Origin of the sequence: Limimaricola soesokkakensis, assembly GCF_900172345.1 — a bacterium.
In the GTDB taxonomy this organism is placed as follows: Bacteria; Pseudomonadota; Alphaproteobacteria; order Rhodobacterales; family Rhodobacteraceae; genus Limimaricola; species Limimaricola soesokkakensis.
Window position 1 is genome coordinate 141,608 of the sequence record NZ_FWFY01000009.1, and the last position, 23,721, is coordinate 165,328.

Below are 23,721 nucleotides of genomic sequence, written 5' to 3' on the forward strand. Positions count from 1 at the left end.
AGCGTCAGCACACGCCAATTGTAGACCCGCTGCTCTCCTTAATCGCCTGTGACTTGGCAGCGATCATAGCTCTGGTGCTTCGCCCAGATGGCCAGCCTGTCGACCCGCTCGCTACCGGCCACCTTGCATTCGAGCACCCCGACCCGCTCTCGGATTTCGAGGATCTCGATCTCCTCACCTTCCTCGGCCCAAGCGCGCAGGTAGTGGAACAAGACATGTGCAATCAGCATCCAGCCGGTCGGGAAAGCTCGAAATTCGGCCGCGCCGTTGACGCCAATCCCGGTCAGACCGCGCTCGAACTCCTCTAAGATTCCGGCTCGCAGAAGGCTATTGGGTGTACCCCAAGGAAGACGTTTGACTGGCGCGAATGACGAGTATCGTGCCCTCCAGGGTTCGACGAAGAGAGCCTCAAGCGCGGCCTCCCTCTCCGCATCACGGGGCTGGTCGGCTCCCCATTCCACATGGACGCTGGCCCCTGTGCCGGGGATCGACATGCCCCACACCGCGTGCAGGCGGATGTCGATCGCGCCAGGGTCGAAGTCGTAGCTGGCGTGACGCTTGGCGACCTCCAGGAAACTAGCCATCGGCCCCCTCCCTTGGGGGATACATCATCCGCTCAGCAGCAGGCCGGTCACGCTGGCAGAGTTCGTAGGCCGCGTCCGAGAGCGTGAGCAGCCATCCTGTCTGACGCAGCTCGCCCTCCATGCCAGTCGCCATGCACCGGCAAATCGACTGCTCCTCACACCAGTCCGTGAGACGGCCCAGGCGATCGCTGCCGTAAGCGTAGACCCTGAGTCCACCGAACTTCTCTTTGATCTGCTGAATGCGGATCGTTTCGCCTTCATTGGCCCATTCGCACATGCGGTGGACCATCACCTGAGCGATCCAGATCCAGCCCGTGGGAAACGCTTGCACATCGTTTGCGCCGATGATGCCAGCCTCAGAGAGCCGGCGCTCAAGGTCGTCTCGGATACCCGGCACGTCAGATGGCTCGGGGGCACCCCACTGGAGTGGCTCAACCGGTTTGTGCCACCGGTATGCAAGCTCCCACGGGTCTCCCGGGCCCCCAATGGCTTCCCTCAGCCGCTTTTCCAGTTCCAAGTCGTGATCTTCATCGGGTCCGAGCACGAGATCGAGGCGAGCGTCTTTGTCGCCTGGGCGGTGAAGTCCCCACGTCGCACGGAGCATCGTGTTTACGCGGGCGGGATCGAATGGGTGGTCGTTCATGTGCAGCTCCTTGCATCGCATTGATGGGCAAGGCGGCCGCTGGCCGGCAGATCTCGGTGTCAGGAGAGCGGATCTCGCACGTCTAGCGGCGCCCTAGGCGGGGCGTCCACGTATCGATCGTAATGTGATCCACATGCACATGACGCTAGCATGCAGCTTGGGGTAGAATCCGTCAACAGCGAAGGGGATAACATGCTAGCTTCAAACTGGGCTTCCAACCATGGCCCTGACTTTGCTGACCAAGTTTTCGCGATTGGCGACGTTCATGGACAAGCGGATGCGCTCGAAAGCCTTCTCGATCATATCGATAGCATTCCGCGCGACGGGCGCCGGCGGGAACTGATCTTCCTCGGCGATCTCTGCGATCGCGGACCCGATAGCCTGCGCGCCTTCGAGCTGGCCTGGAACGCCTCCTCGCTTGCCGACGCGCGCCACATCCTCCCGGGCAATCATGAGCTAATGATGTTGATCGCCTTTGAGGGTCGCAGAAGGGCTCTGGCAGACTGGCATCGAGACGGTGGATGCCAGACGCTGCGTTGCGTCGATCCCGATGAGGATCTCCCCCTTGAGCTTGCCGTCTCTGCTCTACGAAAGGCCTTGCCCAAGGGTTTGGAAGACCTGTTGCGAGGCGGGCCTACTCACCTCGTGCGAGAAGGCATCCTTTTCGTTCATGCAGGGCTGCACCCGCTTGTCGAAGCCGACGAGTTCCTCGGCCAGCATGGCACCATCTGGCGTGGCCGCTTCCCGGGGGCACACTGGGCTCACGTTCGGAGACCATTCCTCGCTTGGGAAGATGGTTGGGAGGTTCAAGGCTTCAAATGGGTTGTCCACGGCCACACTCCCGCAACGATGAAGCCTCTCGCGGCTGCAAGTGATGTCACTGAACTGATGTGTGCAACGGCCTCGAAGAGGCGCATCTGCGTCGATGTCGGCGCTACTGTATGTCCGCAGGTAGCGGCAGTAGAGTTTCTTGGCGCGCAGCATCGGCTGCATGTCGCTCCGGCACCGCAGGAGGCCCCATGCTGATCACCGACTGGGCTTCCAATTTTGGCCCAAGCTTCGAGACGCAGACCTTCGCAATCGGCGACGTCCACGGTCAAGCCGGCGCGCTGGAGCGCCTACTGGACCACATCGATAGCATCCCACGTGTCGGGCAACGCGAGATCATCCTCCTTGGCGATCTCTGTGATCGTGGGGCGGAGAGCCTACGCTGCTTCGAACTGGCCTGGAATGCATCCTCGCGCGCCGACGAGTGCCACATCCTGCCAGGCAACCACGAAATCATGATGCTGAAAGCCATCGACGACCCGAAAGAGGTTTACTGGTGGAAGATCATTGGTGGCTCAAAGACCTTGCAGTGCATCGGCTCGCAGGACGAGATGGGCGACGAAGCCCGGCTCGCGGCACTACGAGCCGCCTTTCCTGACGGGCTGGAAGACACGCTCCGCCACGGGGCTACCCATCTCATCCGAGAAGGCGTCCTGTTCGTGCATGCGGGGCTGCATCCGGAGATGAATGCTGACGAATTCCTCGAACAGGATCGCTTCGCGCGGGACAAACTGGATCGACACTGGGCTTGGATCCGGCAGCCCTTCCTGAGCTGGCAAGGCGGATGGGAGCATCATGGTCTTCACATGGTCGTTCACGGCCACTCACCAGCCACCACAAGGCCCCTGCTATCGGTCGAGGAGGCATCCACAGTCCTTGAGGTTGCCGGCAAGCACCGGGCCATCTGTGTCGATGTCGGGGCAATGAAGATGCCTCAGATTGCGGCGGTAGAATTCCTCGGCACCCAGCATAGACTGCATGTTGCTGCCGCGCCGGCCGACTGGGTCGACGATCCGTTCGCGGATTGGCGCAAGCCGCTGGGAGATACCGTCGACATCAGGTGAGGAGGTCCAGCATGAGCGACCCTGACGATCATCCTGCCTTCCCCCGACACCTGCATCGGAGCACGCTCTACCTCGACGAGGAGATCGCCCGCACCGATCGGCTTGTCATCAAAACGCGGGATGCGTGTGAGCAGGCATATGCGGAGCTCGCCCGCCTGCAGCGCGCCGGAGCGGCTCTAGGGACGCCAGAAGGTAAGCGGCTCGATGACCTGATCATCGCCGTCGAGGCGTTCGAGATGACGATTTCAGGATACAGTGGATAAGCGAGGTGATGATGGAGCACGGAGATGAGCGCCCCCCGTCGCGCGATAGGACGCTGGCCGAAGCACTGCACTACCCCGGCGCGGACGACGTCGAGTTCGATCCCCCACGCGCGGACGGAGGGCTAACGGGACATGATAGCGACCGACAGCGGTTGCTTGATCTCGCTGCGAAGCGGTTGGGCACATCCACTACTATCACGGACAAGGAAGTTGGACCGTTCGCGGCCGAACTCGAAGCACGATTACCGTCCGCCCAGAAGCCTATCGGAGGGTGGTATCCTGCTGACGTCCTGCGCGTGCTATCTAAAGGCTAAGAACCGAAAAAAGCCAAGCGCCGGGTAATGAAACCCCTGATGAGCACCATCGACAGCATGGCGCTATCAGTCGACTGCACAAAGATGCGTTTGCATATTTTTGCATCATGTAGCTTGCGACAGCCACGGATTTTCTGGACTTGGTTTCTGGACAAGGACCTAGAAATATAGGGTTTCAAGCCCTTGTCTTGGCCATTGACGGAACCCTCGGCCCCAGCCAATGTTCTTCTTGTGTTCCTGCATCCGTAGCGACCAAGAGGTCCCGATGTCTACCATTATCACCCCCAATAAGATCGTCTTTGAAAGCCAGACCGGCACTGGTACCCGCGTCCTCTACGCCGGCTTCCCGATCGACGGGCTGCAGATGGATGTTCAGCCCGATGCCTCCCAAGCAGAGATGCAGGCAGCCCAGGAAGACGCCGCCCGCTACTTCGAAGAGCAGATGGTCTTCAGGACGTTCCTGGCCCGGATACGCGGAGTCCGGCAGCAGTTCGCGAAAGACCAGTTTCCGGTGCTGATGCCCAGCGAATGGGACGCCTTTATGCCGCTCGGCAATTCGGGATCGTATGAAGATCTGGTCGAGCTGCGAGAAGCGCTGGCCCTTCAGGAGGATCTGATTGCCACGGCGATGCCGCTGCATGAGGCAGCCCGGATCACCGGCCTGGAAGAGAGGGATCTGTACCAGCGCCTCGAGGAGGGGAAGCTGCTCGGAATATGGTGCGCAGGGCACCACTGGCGCGTCTTAGCGTTCCAGATCGGGTCTGCGGGCCTGCTGCCGCATCTTGAGAGTGTCTTCCATTGGGTCCCATGCGACATGGAGTCATTGCGGGTCTACAGCTTCTTCGTCACGCCATCGCCTAGCCTGGTCATCGCGGGGCGGATGGTCTCGCCCAAGGACTGGCTCGCGGCCGGCGCAGATCCCCAGCCTGTCGTGGACCTTGCCAAGCGCCTATAGTGGTCGCTGGAGGTCCTGGCCTATGCCACACGAATATGCCGTTCTGATCGTGCTCGCCGTCTACCTAGTAGGCGGCCTTGCCTACGCCCACTGGATACACCGGCCGCGCAAGCCGAACCGGACCAAGCATCCAGAGGGAGGCACCCATGAAGGCGAGCATCACCGAAGCGAAGGCGCCGCTCTCGACGCTCATCGAGGCCGCTGAGCACGGTGAAGAGGTTCTGAAACCCCATGACACAGCCACCACGCGGCCTCTCCTGTCGGTCGACCAAGTTACCAAGCTACTGCAGGAGACCGCACCAAAGCGACGTATTTGCGTAGACGTGGGTGCTGCGATGAAGATGCCCCAAGTCGCGGTCGTGGAGTTCCTCGGAGACAGGGATAGACTGCATGTCGTCCCGGCGCCGGAGGATGCGCTGGATGATCCGTTCGCGGATTGGTGCAAGCCGCTCGGAGATACCGTCGATTTCAAGTGAGGCAGCACGTGTCTGGACCTGAGGAGCATCCCTCAGCGTAGCACGACTAGGGGCGAACTCTTCATCATATGAGATACTGACACACGCCATGCCTGATGGGTTTCGATCGCCCTCTGTCGTCATGCCCTACACTCCTCGGCAGAGGCGCATTGGCTGAGCCATGTATTGACTGAACTCTGTCTCCAGCCAACGGCTCGTTGGCCGATCCGCGCTGGGCGTGGGAACTCCCCCCGGTCCATCATGCGGTACAGGGTGCTGCGGCTCAGGCCGGTCATCTCTTCCACGGCTGCGCGGCGAAGGATCTTGTCAATCATGTTGTCTGCTCTCGTGTTGTCGTTGCCTCGACACACGAAATACAGCGCCCCGGTTTCTGTTGGATTAAAGGACGGCAATCATGCAAGCGCCACCACCTTCCCAGTCTCCTTGCCGGTCGCAAAGCGCGCCCAGCGCAGCATAAGGTCGCGGCGGCGGTCGAAGAGTGTGGACCGGGCATCAGCACGTTCGACAGGGCCGCCGACCGCATGTGCCAGCACCATCTCCGCGATTTCCCGATCAGAATGCGCATACTCACTTGCTCTGTTGCGCAAACGCACTAACGGGTTTCATCTCCGGAATCCAGCGTGGTAGCGGGGCTACATGAGCAGCAGACCGACGCCGCCGAGCTAAAAGACCATGAGCTGGTCCGACGACAACGCGGCGCCGACGAAGCATGGCTCTCTGACGACCTGGCTTGACCCCTAGATGATTTGGACGCCGCCACCGACGGGCAAGATGGGCCGCCAGCACAGCGACAGCGACAGCGACAGCGACAGCGACAGCGACAGCGATGCGGCAATCCAAGTCTGCCTGGCGGTGAAGGTGTTGTTCGGCATGGCGCTTCGCCAGACGACCCGCTTCGTCGAAAGCCTATCGCAGCTGATCGATCTGGATTGGTCGGTGCCGGACTTCAGCACGCTGTGCCGACGCCAGAAGGTGCTGGAGGTGAACATCCCCGGGACTTCGACCGTCAGGTGGCTGAAGTCCAAATCCGCATTGCCGTGCTCAACGGCTTCACGGCGCTTGCTATACCCGTCACAAAGGCCGTGGGATAAGTCCGACCGAAGCACTTCGGTCATCACCCGTTTTGCGCAACAGAGTCTATGAGAGCAGAAGTTGACGATAACAAAAGAAGAACTTGAAGAATTAGAGAATCAGGAAATTTGCGCCGGATGCATCGGAGACGCCTATCTTTCCGAATGCATCGAAAACGAGGGCGAAGAGGGCAATTGCCCTTTCTGCGGGGATAGCGAAGTTTCATGCATTACTCTTAAAGACCTGGCCGGCCGAATTGAAGTGGCATTCGAGACGCATTATTCTCGCACAGCCAGCGAACCAAACTCCTATGAATATGCACTGCTCCGCGACAAGGAGATCGACTATGATTGGCAGCGTGATGGGCAACAGAGCCGTTATGCTATCATGGATGCTGCACATACCTCTGAAGAGATAGCACAGAATGTTCAGACGATCCTGAGTTACCGCCACTTCGACTTCGAAGGGGCCACAATGGGCATAGAAGCCGAGTTCTCCGATGATGCTCATTATGAAGAGATCATGCCGCGAGACGAGCGCTGGCAAGAGGAATGGAGCGGCTTCGAAAAGCAGATAAAAACTGAAGCACGATTTTTCAGCCGCACTGCTGCCACACATCTGAGCGAACTGTTTGACCGTATCGATGAAATGCGGACAGGCGATGGTCGCTTTTTGGTCGAAGCGGTCGGACCGGGGACAGCGGTTTCTCATTTCTTCCGAGGGCGAGTCTTTCAGTCAGAAGAGCCACTACAAAAGGCAATGAGGCGCCCTGATCTTGAGTTATCCGCACCTCCGGCGTGGGCCGCAGCATCAGGCCGTATGAATGCCAAAGGCATATCGGTATTTTATGGAGCGACCACTCCAGAAATTGCGCTGGCCGAAGTACGACCACCTGTCGGAAGCTGGGTTGCGCTAGCGCGCTTCGAGATCATTCGCCCCTTGAGGTTGCTCGATCTCGCGGCTCTTGGCGATGTCCTTGAGCGCGGCAGCATCTTTGATCCTGATTATGCCTATCGGCTGGGGCGGATGATGTTCTTGCGGACTTTGAGCCGCCGCATGTCTCGCCCTGTCTTGCCGGATGATCAGGAGATGGAATACCTGCCAACACAGGCCATTGCCGATTATCTCGCTACCGAAGGTCAGGTTCCACTCGATGGCATACTGTTTCCCTCTGTTCAAGTTGGCGGAAACGGTGTGAATGCTGTCCTGTTCCACAAGGCTTCGCGTTGCGGAGAACTCGAAATACCGGGCGGTACGGAAATCACCGCAAGAACATACTCAAATTATGAAGATGGCCCTGAGCCTGATTTTTCGGTCAGCGAGGAAGTACCACCCGTCGGGGATAACGAGCAAGAAGATACAGATGAGGGCAGACAGCGCAGCCCATTCGAGCTTCCCTTAGGCGACTGGGGAGACCGGCTGAACGCCGATCCGAGAGAAACAACACTTAGGATCGATACCAATTCGTTGCGTGTGCATAAAGTGAATGCGGTGCAGATCGAAACTCACAGCCATTCTGTCAGACGACACCGTTTTGAGAAACGCGAGTCACCTTTCTGAACAGCAAACTTGCAGTCAGCCGGATGACCGACGGGAACTTATTTTTCTCGGCGACCTGAGAGGTCGCGGCTCGGACACCTGCGATCCTATCGCGGAGGCGATCCCGTAACGGTTTACCTACGGCTGCCGCCGCGTCTGCGCAAGTCGCAGGCGCCCCCTCTTCGCCTCTGGCAAGCTGTATGGTCTCGTCAACATGGCACCAGCTGCTTTCAAGTCCGCTAGGACTACCGGACGAGGTGGTAAGTAAAACTATCGCTCTGGAGTCCTGATCTTGTCTATCGGAAGCCAGATCGTCGGCCCATCTGAGGCATTGCATTCAAGGGCCGGCATCTGTCGCGTGTCATGAATGACACAAATCACCCCTAGATTGAATGGCAATGCTGCTTGCAACGTTGCTCGCCGGTTCCGGCAGTGAGCAAATTCACGCGCTGTGTAGAACGTTACTCCTACGGCAGCACTACAAGTCCTGAAAGCAACGGAACTGGAATCTTACTTTGACTACCCCCTACCCCACTCCCCGCCCCCCCAGACGACGTCTAATTAGCAAAGGAGGCATCCCCACTGGAGCGGAAGCAAAAAACAACACTAGAATTGAGGGGCCCAAAGAAAATCCGCCTGATCAGGCCTCAGTGATTGACAGCAACAATGATAAAGAAAACAAAGACATCAGCCCTAAAGGCTATGAATCAAAGGATATATTCTTCTCGAGGTATGCCGTAATTGAATGCGCGAATGCGCACGCAGGCGAAGAATTGACGGACCTGAAAATTGGCGGAAAGAATATCGGCTTCCTTATCCCAGAAGTCTCGGAAGCATCAAAGCTATACAAGATTCAAACCCCCACGAATGAAGGAAGTGAGGAAGAGTGGTTCCTGAGCTTCTTTGCAGGAACTGAGTTTGAGAAGAATATAAAGGTATGCATCCAAAGAAGTTCTCCCGGAAAAAATCCAAATGGCTCGTTTAACAGCGGCCTCAGCGGGAAAAAAGCTTTTTGCATTGCGCATCTGGACTTGGATCCATCCAAGTTCTCGCCGGACAACAAGAAAGACAGGAAGTTAATCTCGTCGAGATTCACTAGGGGCTCGAAGGCGCTCCCAGAAAATAAGATAATCAGGTTCAAGAATCAAGGGGAGATTACAATTGATCTGAGAAGGGTAGTATACACCAATGATAATGATGATAACTTCAAGAGGGTAATCATTATCGCCGCCCTCGCTGATGCCTATTCTGCGGCACTCGATGACTTTACTAAAACATCCTCAAGCTTGGCCTCCAAGCAGATGACCAAAGAAAACTTCTCAGAAACATCCAGAGATTTGACCGACCTATTGCAAAAGCTAAGCCTTTTCAAAACAGCTTACTACTACAAGCATCCAATTCAGCTTGACCGGATTGACCTCCCCCCCATTTGGGAGAAGATTCAAAATGAACTGAAACTTAAAGAAAAAGTCTCCGAACTTAGCGAGCAAATCGCATCACTATCACAAGTTTCTGACCTCATCTCCCAAAGAAAAGGAGAGGAAGCGAGCTCTAGATTCAACAGGAGAATAGCTTACTGGGGCACTGCACTGACTGCTGCTTCCTTGATTGACCCACTTATCTCACTTCTAAAGTAAAGGGGAGCGCATAAGCTTAGAAAGCGTCGATGTATATCACAAGAAGCTGGAGCTTCCATTAACTTTCCCCACTGAAGACATTAAACACCGCTGTGACAGGCTTGATTAATCAAGGGGGCGACCGGAGGACGAGTAGTAAGTCCGGCAAACCTAGGTGCATCTAGATAAATCTTCGGCATTTCGGAAAACTGCAGAGGCTCGGAGCGAAGTCGCCGGTAAAAAGCGTTAAACTCGCCTCATGCAGCGGAAGTGCCGAAGGTTTTTGCGGCACAACCCGGCCTTCACTGGAGCGGCGCGAGGGGCTGGAAAAAAATATATGCGAGCCTTAAGGCGGGCGGTCTCCAGTTTGGCACTTGGCGAGATCCTCCCACCTATGGCGCGGCTTGGAGAGGCTATCTGGAACCCCTCGCCCCGCCACCACTGCATCGCCCGGGGGCTGCAAGCGCTTGACGATAGGTCGTTCTACGACATTACCCTGGGTCATGTGCCGGGGCATGGTGTAGCTGAGGCGGCTATCGGGCTTCTCGGAAACGGGCATAGACTGCATGTCGTCCCGGCGCCGGAAGATACGCTGGATGATCCTTTCGCGGATTGGCGCAAGCCGTTGGTAGATACCGTCGATATTAAGTGAGGCAGCACATGTCCGGACCTGAGGAGCATCCCTCAGCGTAGCACGACTAGGGGCGAACTCGTCATCATATGAGATACTGACAGTCGCCATGCCAGATGGTTTCGATCGCCCTCTGTCGTCATGCCCTACACTCCTCGGCAGAGGTGCATTGGCTGAGCCATGTATTGACTGAACTCTGTCTCCAGCCAACGGCTCGTTGGCCGATCCGCGCTGGGCGTGGGAACTCCCCCCGGTCCATCATGCGGTACAGGGTGCTGCGGCTCAGGCCGGTCATCTCTTCCACGGCCGCGCGGCGAAGGATCTTGTCAATCATGTTGTCTGCTCTCGTGTTGTCGTTGCCTCGACACACGAAATACAGCGCCCCGGTTTCTGTTGGATTAAAGGACGGCAATCATGCAAGCGCCACCACCTTCCCAGTCTCCTTGCCGGTCGCAAAGCGCGCCCAGCGCAGCATAAGGTCGCGGCGGCGGTCGAAGAGTGTGGACCGGGCATAAGCACGTTCGACAGGGCCGCCGACCGCATGTGCCAGCACCATCTCCGCGATTTCCCGATCAGCATGCGCATACTCACTACTCCAGTCGCGAAACGTGGAGCGGAAGCCATGTGTGGTGAAGCCGGTACGGCCCATCCGCTCGTACAGCGATTCGAATACGGTGTCGGAGAGCGGTTTCGCCAAACCGGATTTGGATTTCTGTGGGCTGGGAAATACCAAGACATCGTCATAGCCAGCCATCTGTCCAACTATAGCCTTGGCTTCGGATGCAAGCGGGATCCGGTGCACTTCGTCCTTGATTTTCATGCGTGATGCAGGGACGGTCCAAACGTCCCCCGAGAACTCCTCCCATCTTGCACCCCGGCCCTCATTCGAGCGCAGGCCGGTCAAGATAATCAATTCCAAGCAACGTGCGGAGACACCTTCCATCTGCTTCAGCTCCGCCATGAAGGCGGGCAGCTCTTGCCAAGGGAGAGCGGGGTGATGCTTTGGTTTGGCCTTCACTCTCGGCAATGACTTCTCAACCCCTACGGTCGGGTTCTCAGAGGGATAATGCCCGGCGCCCTTCGCCCAGTCGAACACTTGGTTGACTCGCTGTTTCACCCTGCGTGCGGTATCGTTCTTCGCCACCCAAATAGGAGCGAGGACGCCAAGCACATCCGAACTCTGGATGGTATGGATCGGCCGTGACCCGAAATGCGGAAATACATACATGTCTAAGCTCGATTTCCATCGCTGCGCGTGGGCCGGGCCATGCCATGTCGGTTTCAGTTGCTCCCAGACATTTAAGGCTGCTTCCTCGAAAGTCAGAGCTTCTCGCTGACGTGCGGTAGCCGGATCACCGCCCTCTCTGGCGACCTTGCGTAGCGCGTAGGCTTCCTCCCGTGCCTCTGCGAGGGTCTTCGTCTTCACCGAGCCAAGGCCAAGGTCCCGACGCTTGCCATGGATGACGGTGCGTAGGATCCACGACTTGCCACCCTTCGTGCCGATCCGCAGATAAAGCCCATCCCCATCGGAATACATGCCTGCATCCCTCAGACTGGCGACCTTCCGAGCAGTCAGCTTTGGCATCTCTCACGCTCCATATGTCCCATCATCTTTACCATCATTATCGACGGGATTGGAAGATACTGAATGAGAACTCATGAGAACAGCTCCCGATATAGTACCCCATAAATCAGGCTCTTATGGCACAAATTAAGAATGTATGATATTATGGATTGGTAGCCTCCTCCGCTACCAAGCACCCCCCATTCTTTGCCGGATCGTTGGTGAGAGCGCTTCGACGTCCTCGAGTTCCGATCGAGACACATCGTCCGTCATCGACGATGACTTCGATTACAGGTCTTATCGGTGAAGAAGTCATTTGGAAGCCGCGCGCTTGACTCGGCGGGGGCTCCACCACGACCTGACAGGAACGGCGCGCTTTCGTTTCGGAGACCGCTCAGCTCAGGACTGGGGGCGGCGCCATGCCCTTTTTGGCGCATTTCTTCAGATAGGCCGGTGTCCAGTGCCGGTACTTGCCCAGATCATTCTGCTGGTGGATCAGCATCGTGAGAAAACCCTCGCGATGCTCGGGGCGCTTCAGCGTCTTGAACATCTTCTTCTGCGCCTTGGTCATCGAGCAGCCGATGCAATGGCCTTCGCGCCGGAACTTGCAGACATCGATGCAGGGGGATGGCAGTTTCTTCGCCATGAATTCTCCGCTCAGACAGGGGGCAGCCTGCGTATCCTGAGCGAGATAGAGGCCCCGCCTTTCCGGGGAAAGACGGGGCGAAGAGTATCCCGGGCGGCCGCGCGGCTTTCCGCAAGGTTGCCCCGCGACGAGCCGATCGGACCAAGATGCCCTCAGGCGGGACACCTCGTACGGATCAGGACACGGCCGCTCCCTGCGCATCGAAGAAATGCATTCGCTCCGCGTCGAAACCCAGCCCCACGCGCTGGCCCGGCTTCAGGTCGGAGCCGCCGATCACCCGCAGGGTGATCTTGCCCAGCGCGTCGCCGCAATCGACGATCACATAGGTGTCCGCACCGAGATATTCGAGCAGGTCCACCGTACCGTCGCAGGCCCCCTGACCCTCGGGCAACAGAGCGATATGCTCGGGCCGAATCCCGAGCGTCACCGCCTCACCGGTGCCCGCATAAGCGCCGCCGCGGCCACCTTCGAGCTGCCATTCGCCGCGCGAAGTACGGCAGGGCAGCACGTTCATCTTGGGGCTGCCGATGAATTGCGCCACGAAGAGGTTGGCTGGGTGCTCGTAGAGCTCCTTTGGCGTGCCGACCTGCGCGATGCGGCCCGCCTCCAGCACCACGATCCGGTCCGCGAGCGTCATCGCCTCGATCTGGTCATGAGTGACGTAGATCATCGTCGATTTCAGCGTCTGGTGCAGCTTGGCGATCTCGTAACGCATCTCCACGCGCAGCGCCGCGTCGAGGTTCGACAGCGGCTCGTCGAACAGGAAGGCGGTCGGATCGCGCACGATCGAGCGGCCGATGGCCACGCGCTGCCGCTGCCCGCCGGACAGGTCGCGGGGCCTGCGGTCGAGATACTCTTCAAGTCTGAGCACCCGGGCCGCCTCGGCCACCTGGGCCTGCCGCTCGGCGGGCTTCACGCCCGCGGCTTTGAGCGAGAATCCCATATTTTCGGCCACCGACATGTGCGGGTAGAGCGCGTAGGACTGGAACACCATGGCAAGGCCGCGCTTCGACGGCGGCTCGGCGGTGGCGTCGCGCCCGCCCACCATGATCTGCCCACGCGAGGTGCCCTCGAGCCCGGCGATCATCCGCAGCAGCGTCGATTTTCCGCAACCCGATGGCCCGACGAAGATGACGAACTCGCCCTCCTCGATGGCGAGGTCCACGCCCTTGATGACCTGGACGTTGCCGAACCATTTCTCGACGCCCCTGAGCTCGATAGATGACATCACGCACCTCCTTTCGCGTCAGCGGCCGTTCCCGCCCAGGTGAGCCAGATCGCCGCCGTCCAGGTGAAGGCATCGCCGCCACAGGGCGTGCCGTCGATCGGATCGAAATATTCGAAGAAGCCGTGCTGCTCGATCAGCTCCGCCGTCTCGCGGCGCAGCCGCTCGGCGGCCGCGTGGTGGCCGCGATCCTTCAGCCCGATCGCCATCAACGCGTTGACCACCGGCCATGAGGGCCCACGCCAGTAACGGCGCGGGTCGAACTCTGCCGAGGCCGGATCGGCCGAGGGAAAGCCGTAACGCACCGCGTCCCACAGCTCGGTCATGCGGGCGTCCAGCTCGGGGCTTTCGACGCCCGCGAGATAGGCGAGGAAGGCGGCCGAGCCGATCCGCCCCGAAAAGCGCCCGGTCTTGAGGTCGCGCGCGTCGTATCCGCGCGTCTCCGCGTTCCAGATCGACGGCACGGCGGCGCGCAGATCGGCGGCCCAGCCCTCGATCTCGCTCACGTCATGGCCGAGCGCGCGGCCCATGGCGGCGAGGTCGTCATGCGCGCGCAGTAGGATGAAGGTGATGCCCGGGTCGGCCATCAGGAACGGGCCGTTCTTCACGATCTCGGACTGGTCCCAGCCACACTCGCGGCCGAACTGCACCATGGCGATGTAGCGGTCGTAATCCGCCTTGCCGGGGCGCATGGACGGGTCGACATGGCCGGTGTCGCGGCGGGTGTATTCGCCGACATTCGAGCCGTCGACATTGCTCATGCCGATGTCCCAGTCGGGGCAGTTGTCGCGCCCGGATTCCCACGGATGGGTGATCGCGACCACGCCCGAGCCGCAACGGTAGTCGCGCCACCAGCGGTGCCAGGCGAGCATTTTCGGGTAGAGCGCCGCGATGCGGTCGCGGCCCGCCTCGGGGTCCATGTCGAGGATCAGCCGGGCCATGGTCGCGGCCACCGGCGGCTGGCTGATGCCGGAGGTTGGCGGCGAAACCTGCGTGCCCCAGACGTCGGGGCCGGGGAAGTAGCCCGGATCGGGCCTGTGGAAGATGATGTGCGGCACCATGCCGTCGTCCCACTGGGCCGAGAACAGCGTTTCGAGTTCGGTCCAGGCTCGGTCGAGATCGAAGGTCGCGAAGCCCCAGGCGGCGAAGGCGCTGTCCCAGTTCCACTGGTAGGGATAGAGCCCGTCGGTCGGCACGGTGTAGCCGCCGCGGTCGTTGCCGCGCAGGATCGCGCGGGCCTGCTCGTCGAGGGCGGGCGAGATGCGGGGGTTGGTCATGGGAATCATCCTTTGACGGAGCCTGCGGTGAGGCCTTTGGTCATGAAGCGTTCGAGCCCGAGGAACAGCGCCATGATCGGCACGGTCGCGATCACGGAGCCCGCCATCAGGTGCTGGCGCGGGATCTCGGAGGAGTTGAGGGCGGCGATGCCGCGGGTGAGCGTGAATTTCGACGGATCGTCGAGCAGCATGAAGGCCAGCAGGAACTCGTTCCACGCGATCATGAAGACGTAGAGCGAGACGGAGGCCAGCGCCGGCATCGACAGCGGCAGGGTGATCTGCCAGATCACCTTGAGCCGCGACAGCCCGTCCATGAGACCGGCCTCCTCGATCTCGGCCGGAAGCCCCCGGAAGTAGCCCTGCAGCATGTAGAGCGCGACCGGGATCGTGGTGACCGGGTAGATCATGACGATGCCGAAGATCGAGTTGCGCAGGCCCAGCATCGAGAAGGCGATGTAGATCGGCAGCGCCAGCACGATCATCGGCACCATGTAGATCAGAAGGATCGAGCGGGAGATCATCGCCCGTCCCGCGAAGCGCAGCCGCGCCACCGCATAGGCGCCGGGAATGGCGAAGATCAGCGTGATGATCACGGTGAGCACCGAGACCAGGAACGAGGTCCAGAGATAGCTGCCGAAGTTGAACTGGCCGAACAGTTCGGCATAGCTGCGAAACAGCCCCCAGCCCTTGGACAGGTCGATCGAGAAGTCGAGCGGGTTCTGGATCAGCTCGGACTGGTTCTTCAGCGAGGTCATCACCATCACGTAGAAGGGGATGGCGACGATGGCGGTGAAGAAGATGTAGCCGAAGCCGGTCAGGAAGCGGATCACCGCGGCCTCGAATTCGTGCCGGGTGAGCGCACCGGGGCGACAGCCCTGCATCATCGCCGCGATCGGCCAGCCGATGGCGGCACCGGCGACGCCGCCCGCCAGCAGCGCGGTCCAGAGCGCGACGTCCGGCCCGGTGACCACCGCCGCCACCGGCGTGACGGCGAGGATGGCGCCGAGGGCGAGGCCCACCGGCCCGGCCAGCCGCGGCATTGCCACGGCGAGGGTTCCGAGACCGGCCCCCAGAAGTCCCGCGCCAATGCCGCCGGGACGGTAGGCGCCGCCCGTGGCGAAGGAAAAGACGACCGCGGTGGTGGTGGCGATGACCAGCGCCCAGAGAAGACCCAGGAGCGGCCCTGCGACATATCCGTGACGGAACATGCTCATAGCCCCTCCTCCTGGCTGATGAAGCGGAAGAACAGGAAGCTGAACACCAGCAGGCAGCCGAAGATCACCACGGCCACGGCCGCGCCCGCCCCGATGTTGGAGACGGCGAAGGCCTGTTCATAGACGTTGACGGTGAGGGTCCGGGTACCGGCATTGCCGCCGGTGAGCAGGAAGATGTCGTCGAACTTGTTGAAGGTCCAGATGAAGCGCAGCAGGAACAGCACCGACAGGATGCCCAGAAGCTGCGGCATCGACAGGTACCAGAACTGCTGGAACGGGCTGGCCCCGTCCATGTCGGCGGCCTCGTACATGTCGGTGTCGATCGACTGCATCCGGGCGAGGATGAACAGGAAGGACAGAGGGAAGTAGCGCCAGACCTCAAACAGGATCACCATGATCAACGCCAAGGGCCGCTGGCCGAAGAAGTTGATCGCCTCGGTCGTCACCCCCATCTGGATCAGCAGCGCGTTGGCCGAGCCCGAGAACGGGTCGAACAGGATGATCCAGGTGAAGGCCACCGCGATCACCGGCGCGACATAGGGAAAGAGGTAGAGGCCGCGCAGCACGCCCTGCCCCCGGAACGACTTGTCCAGCAGCAGCGCCGCGAAGAGACCGAAGAGCAGCGCGCCGATGGTGCCGAAGACGGTGTAGACCAGCGTCACCCACAGCACGCCCCAGAACTCGGACCCGTCGAAGACGCGGGCGAAGTTCTCGAAGGTGAAATTGCCGGAGGTCAGCACGTTGGGGGCCTGACCGGTGAGGCCCGGCGGGCTGTCGGGCAGCTCCATCCCGGCATCGGCAAAACCCTGTCCGATGGTGACCGGGATCTCGATGGTTTCGCGGTGGCCGCCCTCGAAATCGCCGAGCTCGCAGGTCAGGGCCAGCCCGTCGAGCGCGCAGCGCGGGTCGAGATCGCCGATCTCCAGCCCCTCGGGCAGGGTGTCGGTCAGGACCACGCCGGTGATCACCTGGTCCTGGCTGGAATTGCGCAGCCGGTAGCGCAGCGTGGCGTCGTCGCCCACCGCTTCGGGCCGGCCGCGCAGATCCTCGCTGACCACCGGGGTCGGCGGGCGCAGATCGGCGAGGCCGACAGGCTTCACGCTGATCCAAAAGATCGCCAGCAGTGGCAGCACGACCACGAGGGTCACGGCGGCGACGGTGGGCAGCAGGAGCCCCCAGGCCAGCCGTGCCTCGCGGCGCTCGAGCGGGTTGCGGCCCTTGGGCGGTTTCGGCGCGGGGCGGCTCGTCTCGGCGCTCTGGCCGAGCGGCACTGGCCCACTTCGTGGGGTCTGGGCGGTCATGGTCCGGTCCTCGCGGATGGCGGATGGGAAATGGAGATTTGCGGGCGGCCCCGCGCGGGGAGGAACGCGCAGGGTCGCCCGGCCGCGATCACTGGATCGCGGCCAGCTCGTCGTTCATCGCCTCGATGGCGGCCGGGGCGTCGATCTGGCCATCGATGTACTGGCGCACCACGCGGTTGATGGCCTGCGAGTTGATCATCTTGGAGGCCAGCGCCAGCTGCCCCTCCTCGACGCCCCAGCGCTTGGCCACGTCGAGCCCGCCGACGATCTCGTCGATCATCTCCTGGTCGTAGAGCTCGGACATCGGCTTCTTGCGATCGACGCCCATCGGAAGGGCGGCCCAGGATTCCGAGAACTCCTCCGGGTTCTCGGCGGTGCCGCGCCGCACCGGAAACTTGCCCTCGGGCGCGATCGACAACGTCTTGGTGTAGCCCTCGTTCATCGAGAACTCGACGAACTCCATCGCCGCGTCGGTCGAAGCGTCGTTAGTGATGCCGAAGTAGCGGATGTCGGCCCAGGCCGCGCCCTCGGGGTTCGAGGGGCCGGAGAAGTTGGTGACGATGCCGGTCTTCGAGGCCAGCTCGGGCGAGGTCGGATCGTCGTTGATGGTCGGCGGATTGCTGTCGCGCAGGCCCGCAAGCTCGTCGAGGATGAAGGGCGACCAGATGATCATCGCCGCATCACCGGAGAAGTAGAGCGAGCGCGACTGGTCCCAGTAAAGCTCGCCCGGCGGCGAAGCTTCGGCGATCGCCTTGTAGAACTCCAGCACCTCGGTGGTCTTCTGCTCGTCGAGCGGCTGGAAGCCGTCGGGGCCGACCGGCGAGACGCCGTTGGCGAGGAAGACGTGCTCGAGCACCTGGCTCATGAAGTTCTCGTCGACCTTGGTGGCGGCGACGAAGCCGTACATCTCGGGAGGGTTGTGCAACGCCTCGATCGCGGTGCGAACCGCGTCGAAGGAGGTCGGCGCTTCGAGCCCGGCTTCCTCGAACAGGTCCTTGCGGTAGATGATCATCTGGGTCCAGCCATCGACCGGTACGCTGGCATAGCCGCCGCCCTCAAGTGCCGCCATCTCGAGCGCGCCGGGCGCGAAGGTGTCCTCGCCGAGGTTCTCGATCACGTCGGTCGCGGCATCGATGTCGAGGATGCCGGCCTCGGCCCAGGGCAGCGCGTATTGCAGCGTGTGATAGATCACGTCCGGCAGGTCGCCCGCCGCATAGGCCGCGGTGGCACGGGTGCCCAGATCGCTCTCGGTGACCGGGATCACCTCGACCGAATGGCCCGAGGCCGCCTCGAACTCGGCCGCCAGCTCCTGCTGCGCGGCAAGCCGCTCGGGCTGCTCCTCGGTGGTCCAGAAGCGCAGCTCCTCGGCCTGCGCGGCCCCGGCGCTCAGCGCGATCAGCGCCGCACCTGCCATCAGGCGGGTCTTGTGGGTCATGATGTCTCCTCCCTTGGTGAAAATCATGTGGTTTCGGTGGCGAGGCGCTTCGACAGCGCTTCGGAACTCAGCCGGGGCGGACCGGCCGATCCGCGATCCGCGAAAGCGGCGCGGGCGGTCTCGCGCAGGGTCTCGGGGGCGGCGCCGCGGATGCGGTCGATCAGCAGTTCCGCGAGCCGGTGCCCCGCCGCGCGGGTGTCGACCGTGAAGGAAGACAGCGGCGGTTGCACATGGGCGCCGTCCGGCACGCCGTCATAGCTGATCACCGAGACATCGCGGCCCACCTGGAGCCCCCGCTCGGCGCAGGCCCGGTAGAGGCCGAGAGCCGCGTGGTCGACCGCGAACACCACCGCCGTGGGCGGCTGCGGCAGCGCCAGCAGAGCGCGCGTTTCCCGCGCGCCGTCATCGGTGTTGAGCGCACCGCCGCGGATCAGCTCCGGATCCTCCGGCAGGCCGGCCGCGTCGAGGCCGTCGCGGTAGCCTTGCAGGCGCAGACGGCTGTAATTGTAGGCCGTGCCGCCATTGACGAAGGCGATCCGCCGGTGGCCGAGACTGGCGAGATGCAGCACCGCGTCCCGCATCGCCGCCTCGCCGAGGATGTCGAACCAAGCGCAGCCCTCGGGATCGGCGGTGCGGCCGAACATCACGAAAGGCACGCCCCGTGCGCGCAGCAGCGCCACGCGGGCGTCATGCGACAGGGTGCGCGGCAGAATGAATCCGTCGGCTTTCCGGTCCTCGACCAGCTGCTCCATGGTGCGGACCGCGTCGGCTTCGCTATCGGCCGTGGCTACTGTGAGGGTCCAGCCCTCGGCGCTGGCGGCCACGGAGATGCCGGCGAGGAAATCCGCGAGGAACGGGCGCTGCGCGTCGTGATCGCCGATCTGTACCACGAGGCCAAGCGCCCGCACCCGGCCGGTCCGGATCGCTTGCGCGTGGCTGAGCGGGCGGTAGCCCATGGTTTCGGCGCCCCGGCGCACCCTCAGACGGGTCCGCTCCGAAATATCGGGATAGCCGTTCAGCGCCCGGCTCACCGTGCTCTTGCTGAGCCCCAGAGCCGCCGATAGCGCGGTGATCGTCACCCGCCCCGGCTGCGCCCGGCCCTCTTCGTGATCATGGATCGCCTTGGTCACTTCGAATCTCCCTTGATTCGAAGCTCGTTTCCGAAACCGGTTTCGGCAATTGGTATTTCGTTAAAGCAGTAGCTTTTCGATGCTGCACTGCCGCATTGGGAAGCTGGCAGTCCACGCCGCCAGCCTTCACTTTTTTAAGGAGACCTTGGCTACTCAACCTCGCGGAAGAATGAGCAAGGCCCTGAAATCATTGACATTGGTTAGAGTCGGCCCGGTCACGACCTGCTCCTCTACGCGGGCGAAGAACCCATGGGCATCGTTCTCTGCCAGCGCCGTCTCCGCAGCCTCCCGCCCCGCCTTGGCCAGCGTGTCCGGCCCGGCACAAGCGCCGGCAACCTCGTCCGAGCCGTCGACCCCATCCGTATCGCAGGCCAGCACGTGGATCCGAGGATCACCCTCCAGCGCGATCGCGGCGGCCAGTGCGAACTCGGCATTCGGACCGCCGCTTCCCTTGCCGCGGCGGGTCACCGTGCATTCACCGCCCGACAGGAGCAGCACAGGCGCGTCGCCCGGCGCCATCGCCTCCGCGATCTCGCGCGCCATGCGGGCCTGCTCCCGCGCCAAGTCGCGCGCTTCTCCCTCCAAGGCGTCGCCCAGCATCCGGACCTCGCAGCCCGCCTGCTTGGCAAGCGCCGCTGCCGCTTCGAGCGACTGCGACGGCGCGGCGACGATCCGGGTCTTGGCCCGGGCTAGCCGGGGATCGCCGGGACGTACCGGATCGAGCCCGGCCGCCAATGCCGCACGGGCCGAGGCCGGTACCGCAATGTTCCAGCGCTCGATGACCTCCAGCGCCTGTTCGGGCGTGCTGGTGTCGGCCACGGTGGGCCCGGAAGCGATCTCCGACGGATCGTCGCCGGGCACGTCCGAAATCACCAATGTCAGGAGCCGCGCAGGAGCGCAGGCCGCGCCGAGCCGACCACCCTTCACGCGGCTCAACTGCTTACGCACCACGTTCATCGCGGAGATTGGCGCACCCGAGGCCAAAAGCGCCTCGTTCACCGCCTGCTTGTCCTCTAGCTTCATCCCTTCGGGTGGCGCGCAAAGCAGCGCCGAGCCGCCGCCCGAGATCAGCGCCAGCACGTGATCCTCCGGTCCCAGTCCCGCCAGCATGTCGAGAAGCCGCGTCGTCGCCTCGAGCCCCGCCCGGTCCGGCACCGGATGCGCCGCCTCGACGATGTCGATGCCTTGGCAGGGTCGCGCATAGCCGTAGCGCGTCAGCACCAGCCCCTCGCAAGGGCCATAGACGGCCTCCACCGCTTCGGCCATGCGGGCGCTGGCCTTGCCCGCCCCGATCACCAGGAGCCGCCCCTCGGGGCGGGGCGGCAGGTGATCGGCCATCACCTCCATCGGATCGGCCCGCGCGACGGCGGCGCGGAAGAGCGTCTCAAGAAAACCGCGCGGGTCGGCGGCTGGCTGCGGAACGGATGTCATGCGGTTTCCTCCTCGCCGACAGGACTGGTCGCGCCGCCGCTTCGGCAGACAGGCGTTGCGCGGCCAAGGTATAACGTTGTATCTGATGTCTGGAAAGCACTTGCTGCCTTGGCGGAACGGAGACCATGGCAAACAGACCCAAGCTCAGCACCGTCGCCGCGGCGGCCGGCGTCTCGACCGCGACGGTCAGTCAGGTGCTGCGCGGCACGGGACGGATCTCGGCCCAGACGCGTGATCGGGTGCTCGCGGCGGCGCGGCAAGTGAACTACCTGCCCGACGGCCGAGCCGCGGCACTGCGTTCCGGCGAAAACCGCGAGATTGGCTTGGTGCTGCACCACCTCGCCAACCCGTTCAATGCAGAGGTCGTCAGCGGCGTGAGCGACCGGTTGGAACGGGCGGGTCATCTCGTCTCGGTACTCGATTCCCGCGACGATGCGGAGCGAGAGGGACGCAATCTGCGCGCCCTGATCGCCAGCATGCGCGGTGGTCTGATCTGGGTGCCGGCAAGCGGCACCGACCCCGCCACGCTCGACCTCCTCGTGGCGCAGCGCCTGCCGGTGGTCACCTTCTTGCACCGCGTGGCCGAACGCTTCGATCATGTCGGGCTGCGCAACGCGGCGGCGCTCGGTCGCGCGGTCGACCACCTTGTGGAACTCGGCCATCGCCGAATCGCCTTTCTCGGTGGCACCACGCCTCGCGCCCCGCGCGCCGAGCGGATCGCAGGCTATGCATCTGCCCTCGCCGCACATGGCCTTGGCGCGCCGCAGGTCTTCCCATGCGAGGACAGCAAGCCCGGCGGCCTCTCCGCCATGCTAAAGCTGCGCGAGACCCATCCGGAGGTCACGGCGGTCGTCTGCAACGGCGATATGGTGGCGCTCGGCGCCTGTCTCGGCTTGGGTCGGCGCGCCGAAACGCCGGGGCGGGAAGTCTCGGTGATCGGTTTCGACGACGTCGCCGACGCAGCGCTGGCCACGCCGGCGCTGACCACCCTTTCGATCGCCCCCTACTCCCTCGGCCAGCACCTGGCCGAGCGGCTTCTTGCACGGCTGTCGGACCGCGCCGCCGCCCCCGTTCACCAGGAACTCGATGCCTCCCTGATCCTGCGTGACACCACCGCACCGCCCTTGCCTCGATAACCACTCCGGAGACGCCTTCATGACTGTTGCCACCCGCTGGGCCGACCGGCCCGACCACCGCCATTGGCTTGCGCGGGAGGCGGACGACCTGCTGCGCCTGTTCGAGGCCGAAAGCATCGATCCCAAGGGCGGGTTCTTCCCGCTTGACGCGCAGGGCCGGGCGATCCGCGAGGAGGGCTTGCGCGAGATCCATGTCACCACCCGCATGGTGCATTGCTATGCCATCGCCGCCTTGATGGGTCGCCCCGGTGCCATGGGGATCGTCAATCACGGCATGCGCTTCCTGCGCGAACGGCACCGCCAGCCAAACGGTGGCTATGCCTGGGGCGTTACAGCCCGGGACGTGCCCGATCCGCGCCTGACGGGCTACGGCCACGCCTTCGTCCTCCTCGCCGCCGCGAGCGCCAAGCTGGCCGGACATCAGGACGCACAGGGCATGCTCGACGACGTCACGACCCTGATCCGCGAGCGGTTTTGGGAGGAGGAGCACGGTGCGATCCGCGAGGGCTTCGACGACGATTGGCAGGAAACCGAGCCCTATCGCGGCCAGAACTGCAACATGCACCTGACCGAGGCGCTGATGGCCGCCTTCGAGGCCACCGGCGATGCGCGCCACCTCGAGATGGCCGAGCGGATTGCCGACCTCATCGTCAATCGTCGCGCCCGCGAGAATGGCTGGCGGCTAGCCGAGCACTTCCATGCCGATTGGAGCCTTGACCGCGACTATGACGGCGATCCGATGTTCCGCCCTGCCGGGCTGACACCGGGCCACTCGCTCGAATGGGCGCGGCTCCTGGTTCAGCTTTACGAGACCGGTGGCCGCAGGCTCGCCTGGGCCCCCGAGGCGGCGCGTTCCCTGTTCGAGCGCGCCGTTGCGGATGGCTGGGACACGAAGAAGGGCGGGCTCTACTACACTCTTGGCTGGGACGACCGCCCCACCATCGACGAACGCTACTGGTGGCCGATCTGCGAGGGCATCGGTGCGGCCCATGCGCTGTCCGAACTCGACGGCGATCCCCTTTACGAGGAATGGTACCGTCGCTTCTGGGATTTCGCGGCGCTGCATCTGATCGACCGCGAGAATGGCGGCTGGCACCCACAGATCGACGCGCAGGGGCAGCCGTCATCCGACCCGTTCTTCGGCAAGCCCGACCTGTATCACGCGCTGCAGGCCTGTCTGATCCCGCTCGGCACCATGACCGGGAGCTTTGCCGCGCAGAAGGCTTCGGATGCTGCCTGAGCCCTTGCGGCTTTGTCCTTGGCGGCGGGATCGGGGCTGGCGGCGGGGTTTGCGTATTTGTGGAACAAAGTGGCCGGCGGGTGGGCCCGGCGCGGTGAAGGCGCGCGCCGGGCCCCTTGGTCGGGGTGCGGGGGCTCA

At 62.6% G+C, this 23,721-nt stretch carries 23 protein-coding genes and 1 pseudogene; 10 read left to right on the plus strand and 14 right to left on the minus strand.

Going from position 1 to position 23,721, the window contains the following annotated elements; genetic code table 11:
- Positions 1-38: 38 nt before the first annotated feature.
- A complete protein-coding gene (locus LOS8367_RS14210) occupies positions 39-584 on the minus strand; it encodes a hypothetical protein (RefSeq protein WP_085897184.1) in 546 nt (181 codons plus the stop codon).
- Positions 577-1,227 (minus strand): hypothetical protein, encoded by a 651-nt coding sequence (locus LOS8367_RS14215; protein ID WP_085897185.1) that lies wholly within the window; start codon positions 1,225-1,227, stop codon positions 577-579. The genes LOS8367_RS14210 and LOS8367_RS14215 overlap by 8 nt, the downstream gene beginning before the upstream one ends.
- Positions 1,228-1,377: 150 nt before the next feature.
- Here LOS8367_RS14215 and LOS8367_RS14220 point away from each other — a divergent pair, with 150 nt between their 5' ends.
- From LOS8367_RS14220 to LOS8367_RS14240, 5 genes are all read left to right on the plus strand, one after another.
- Positions 1,378-2,253, plus strand: coding sequence for a metallophosphoesterase (locus LOS8367_RS14220; RefSeq protein WP_085897186.1), 876 nt, complete (start codon positions 1,378-1,380; stop codon positions 2,251-2,253).
- Positions 2,247-3,119, plus strand: a complete 873-nt coding sequence (locus tag LOS8367_RS14225; protein ID WP_165761480.1) for a metallophosphoesterase — start codon at positions 2,247-2,249, stop codon at positions 3,117-3,119. Before LOS8367_RS14220 ends, LOS8367_RS14225 begins: the two co-directional genes overlap by 7 nt.
- Positions 3,120-3,130: 11 nt before the next feature.
- Complete coding sequence (locus LOS8367_RS14230) at positions 3,131-3,382, plus strand: hypothetical protein (protein WP_085897188.1); 252 nt, start codon at positions 3,131-3,133, stop codon at positions 3,380-3,382.
- 579 nt (positions 3,383-3,961) lie between these two features.
- Complete coding sequence (locus LOS8367_RS14235; protein ID WP_133056339.1) at positions 3,962-4,651, plus strand: hypothetical protein; 690 nt, start codon at positions 3,962-3,964, stop codon at positions 4,649-4,651.
- A gap of 146 nt (positions 4,652-4,797) precedes the next feature.
- On the plus strand, positions 4,798-5,127 hold the full coding sequence (locus LOS8367_RS14240; RefSeq protein WP_085897190.1) for a hypothetical protein: 330 nt from the start codon (positions 4,798-4,800) through the stop codon (positions 5,125-5,127).
- A gap of 119 nt (positions 5,128-5,246) precedes the next feature.
- Here LOS8367_RS14240 and LOS8367_RS14245 read toward each other — a convergent pair whose 3' ends face one another.
- Together LOS8367_RS14245 and LOS8367_RS19195 are read right to left on the minus strand one after the other, a co-directional pair.
- Positions 5,247-5,441, minus strand: a complete 195-nt coding sequence (locus LOS8367_RS14245) for a helix-turn-helix transcriptional regulator (RefSeq protein WP_085897191.1) — start codon at positions 5,439-5,441, stop codon at positions 5,247-5,249.
- A gap of 78 nt (positions 5,442-5,519) precedes the next feature.
- Positions 5,520-5,663, minus strand: coding sequence for a hypothetical protein (locus tag LOS8367_RS19195; RefSeq protein ID WP_242665604.1), 144 nt, complete (start codon positions 5,661-5,663; stop codon positions 5,520-5,522).
- Positions 5,664-5,799: 136 nt separating this feature from the next.
- Here LOS8367_RS19195 and LOS8367_RS19320 point away from each other — a divergent pair.
- The 3 genes and pseudogenes from LOS8367_RS19320 to LOS8367_RS18870 all read left to right on the plus strand — a co-directional run.
- Positions 5,800-6,120, plus strand: a pseudogene (locus LOS8367_RS19320) (transposase); the annotation flags it as partial.
- Positions 6,121-6,279: 159 nt separating this feature from the next.
- A complete protein-coding gene (locus LOS8367_RS14260; RefSeq protein ID WP_207569271.1) occupies positions 6,280-7,758 on the plus strand; it encodes an RES family NAD+ phosphorylase in 1,479 nt (492 codons plus the stop codon).
- Between the two features lie 494 nt (positions 7,759-8,252).
- Positions 8,253-9,374: a hypothetical protein gene (locus tag LOS8367_RS18870; RefSeq protein WP_133056340.1), complete on the plus strand. Its 1,122-nt coding sequence runs from the start codon at positions 8,253-8,255 to the stop codon at positions 9,372-9,374.
- A 749-nt stretch (positions 9,375-10,123) separates the two neighbouring features.
- Here LOS8367_RS18870 and LOS8367_RS14265 read toward each other — a convergent pair.
- The 10 genes from LOS8367_RS14265 to LOS8367_RS14310 all read right to left on the minus strand — a co-directional run bounded on the left by LOS8367_RS14265 (position 10,124) and on the right by LOS8367_RS14310 (position 21,207).
- Entirely contained in the window at positions 10,124-10,318 is a 195-nt protein-coding gene (locus LOS8367_RS14265) for a helix-turn-helix transcriptional regulator (RefSeq protein ID WP_085897194.1), read from the minus strand.
- Between the two features lie 78 nt (positions 10,319-10,396).
- Positions 10,397-11,569 carry a tyrosine-type recombinase/integrase gene (locus LOS8367_RS14270; RefSeq protein ID WP_085897195.1) on the minus strand — a complete coding sequence of 391 codons (1,173 nt, stop codon included), beginning with the start codon at positions 11,567-11,569 and terminating at the stop codon, positions 10,397-10,399.
- Between the two features lie 373 nt (positions 11,570-11,942).
- Entirely contained in the window at positions 11,943-12,194 is a 252-nt protein-coding gene (locus LOS8367_RS14275) for a DUF1289 domain-containing protein (protein WP_085897196.1), read from the minus strand.
- A gap of 175 nt (positions 12,195-12,369) precedes the next feature.
- Positions 12,370-13,422: an ABC transporter ATP-binding protein gene (locus tag LOS8367_RS14280; RefSeq protein WP_085897197.1), complete on the minus strand. Its 1,053-nt coding sequence runs from the start codon at positions 13,420-13,422 to the stop codon at positions 12,370-12,372.
- Positions 13,422-14,696 carry an MGH1-like glycoside hydrolase domain-containing protein gene (locus LOS8367_RS14285; protein WP_085897198.1) on the minus strand — a complete coding sequence of 425 codons (1,275 nt, stop codon included), beginning with the start codon at positions 14,694-14,696 and terminating at the stop codon, positions 13,422-13,424. The genes LOS8367_RS14280 and LOS8367_RS14285 overlap by 1 nt, the downstream gene beginning before the upstream one ends.
- A 5-nt stretch (positions 14,697-14,701) precedes the next feature.
- The gene (locus tag LOS8367_RS14290) at positions 14,702-15,910 is read right to left on the minus strand and encodes a carbohydrate ABC transporter permease (RefSeq protein ID WP_085897199.1); all 1,209 of its coding nucleotides are present in this window, start codon (positions 15,908-15,910) and stop codon (positions 14,702-14,704) included.
- Positions 15,907-17,211, minus strand: a complete 1,305-nt coding sequence (locus LOS8367_RS14295; protein ID WP_242665605.1) for a sugar ABC transporter permease — start codon at positions 17,209-17,211, stop codon at positions 15,907-15,909. The genes LOS8367_RS14290 and LOS8367_RS14295 overlap by 4 nt, the downstream gene beginning before the upstream one ends.
- Positions 17,212-17,299: 88 nt before the next feature.
- Positions 17,300-18,646, minus strand: a complete 1,347-nt coding sequence (locus tag LOS8367_RS14300; RefSeq protein WP_085897201.1) for an ABC transporter substrate-binding protein — start codon at positions 18,644-18,646, stop codon at positions 17,300-17,302.
- A gap of 23 nt (positions 18,647-18,669) precedes the next feature.
- Positions 18,670-19,776, minus strand: coding sequence for a LacI family DNA-binding transcriptional regulator (locus tag LOS8367_RS14305; RefSeq protein ID WP_242665606.1), 1,107 nt, complete (start codon positions 19,774-19,776; stop codon positions 18,670-18,672).
- Positions 19,777-19,929: 153 nt separating this feature from the next.
- Positions 19,930-21,207: a glycerate kinase type-2 family protein gene (locus tag LOS8367_RS14310; protein ID WP_085897202.1), complete on the minus strand. Its 1,278-nt coding sequence runs from the start codon at positions 21,205-21,207 to the stop codon at positions 19,930-19,932.
- A gap of 125 nt (positions 21,208-21,332) precedes the next feature.
- Between LOS8367_RS14310 and LOS8367_RS14315 the strand changes: the two genes are divergently transcribed.
- The gene (locus LOS8367_RS14315) at positions 21,333-22,343 is read left to right on the plus strand and encodes a LacI family DNA-binding transcriptional regulator (protein WP_085897203.1); all 1,011 of its coding nucleotides are present in this window, start codon (positions 21,333-21,335) and stop codon (positions 22,341-22,343) included.
- A gap of 19 nt (positions 22,344-22,362) precedes the next feature.
- A complete protein-coding gene (locus LOS8367_RS14320; protein WP_085897204.1) occupies positions 22,363-23,583 on the plus strand; it encodes an AGE family epimerase/isomerase in 1,221 nt (406 codons plus the stop codon).
- Positions 23,584-23,721: the final 138 nt, after the last annotated feature.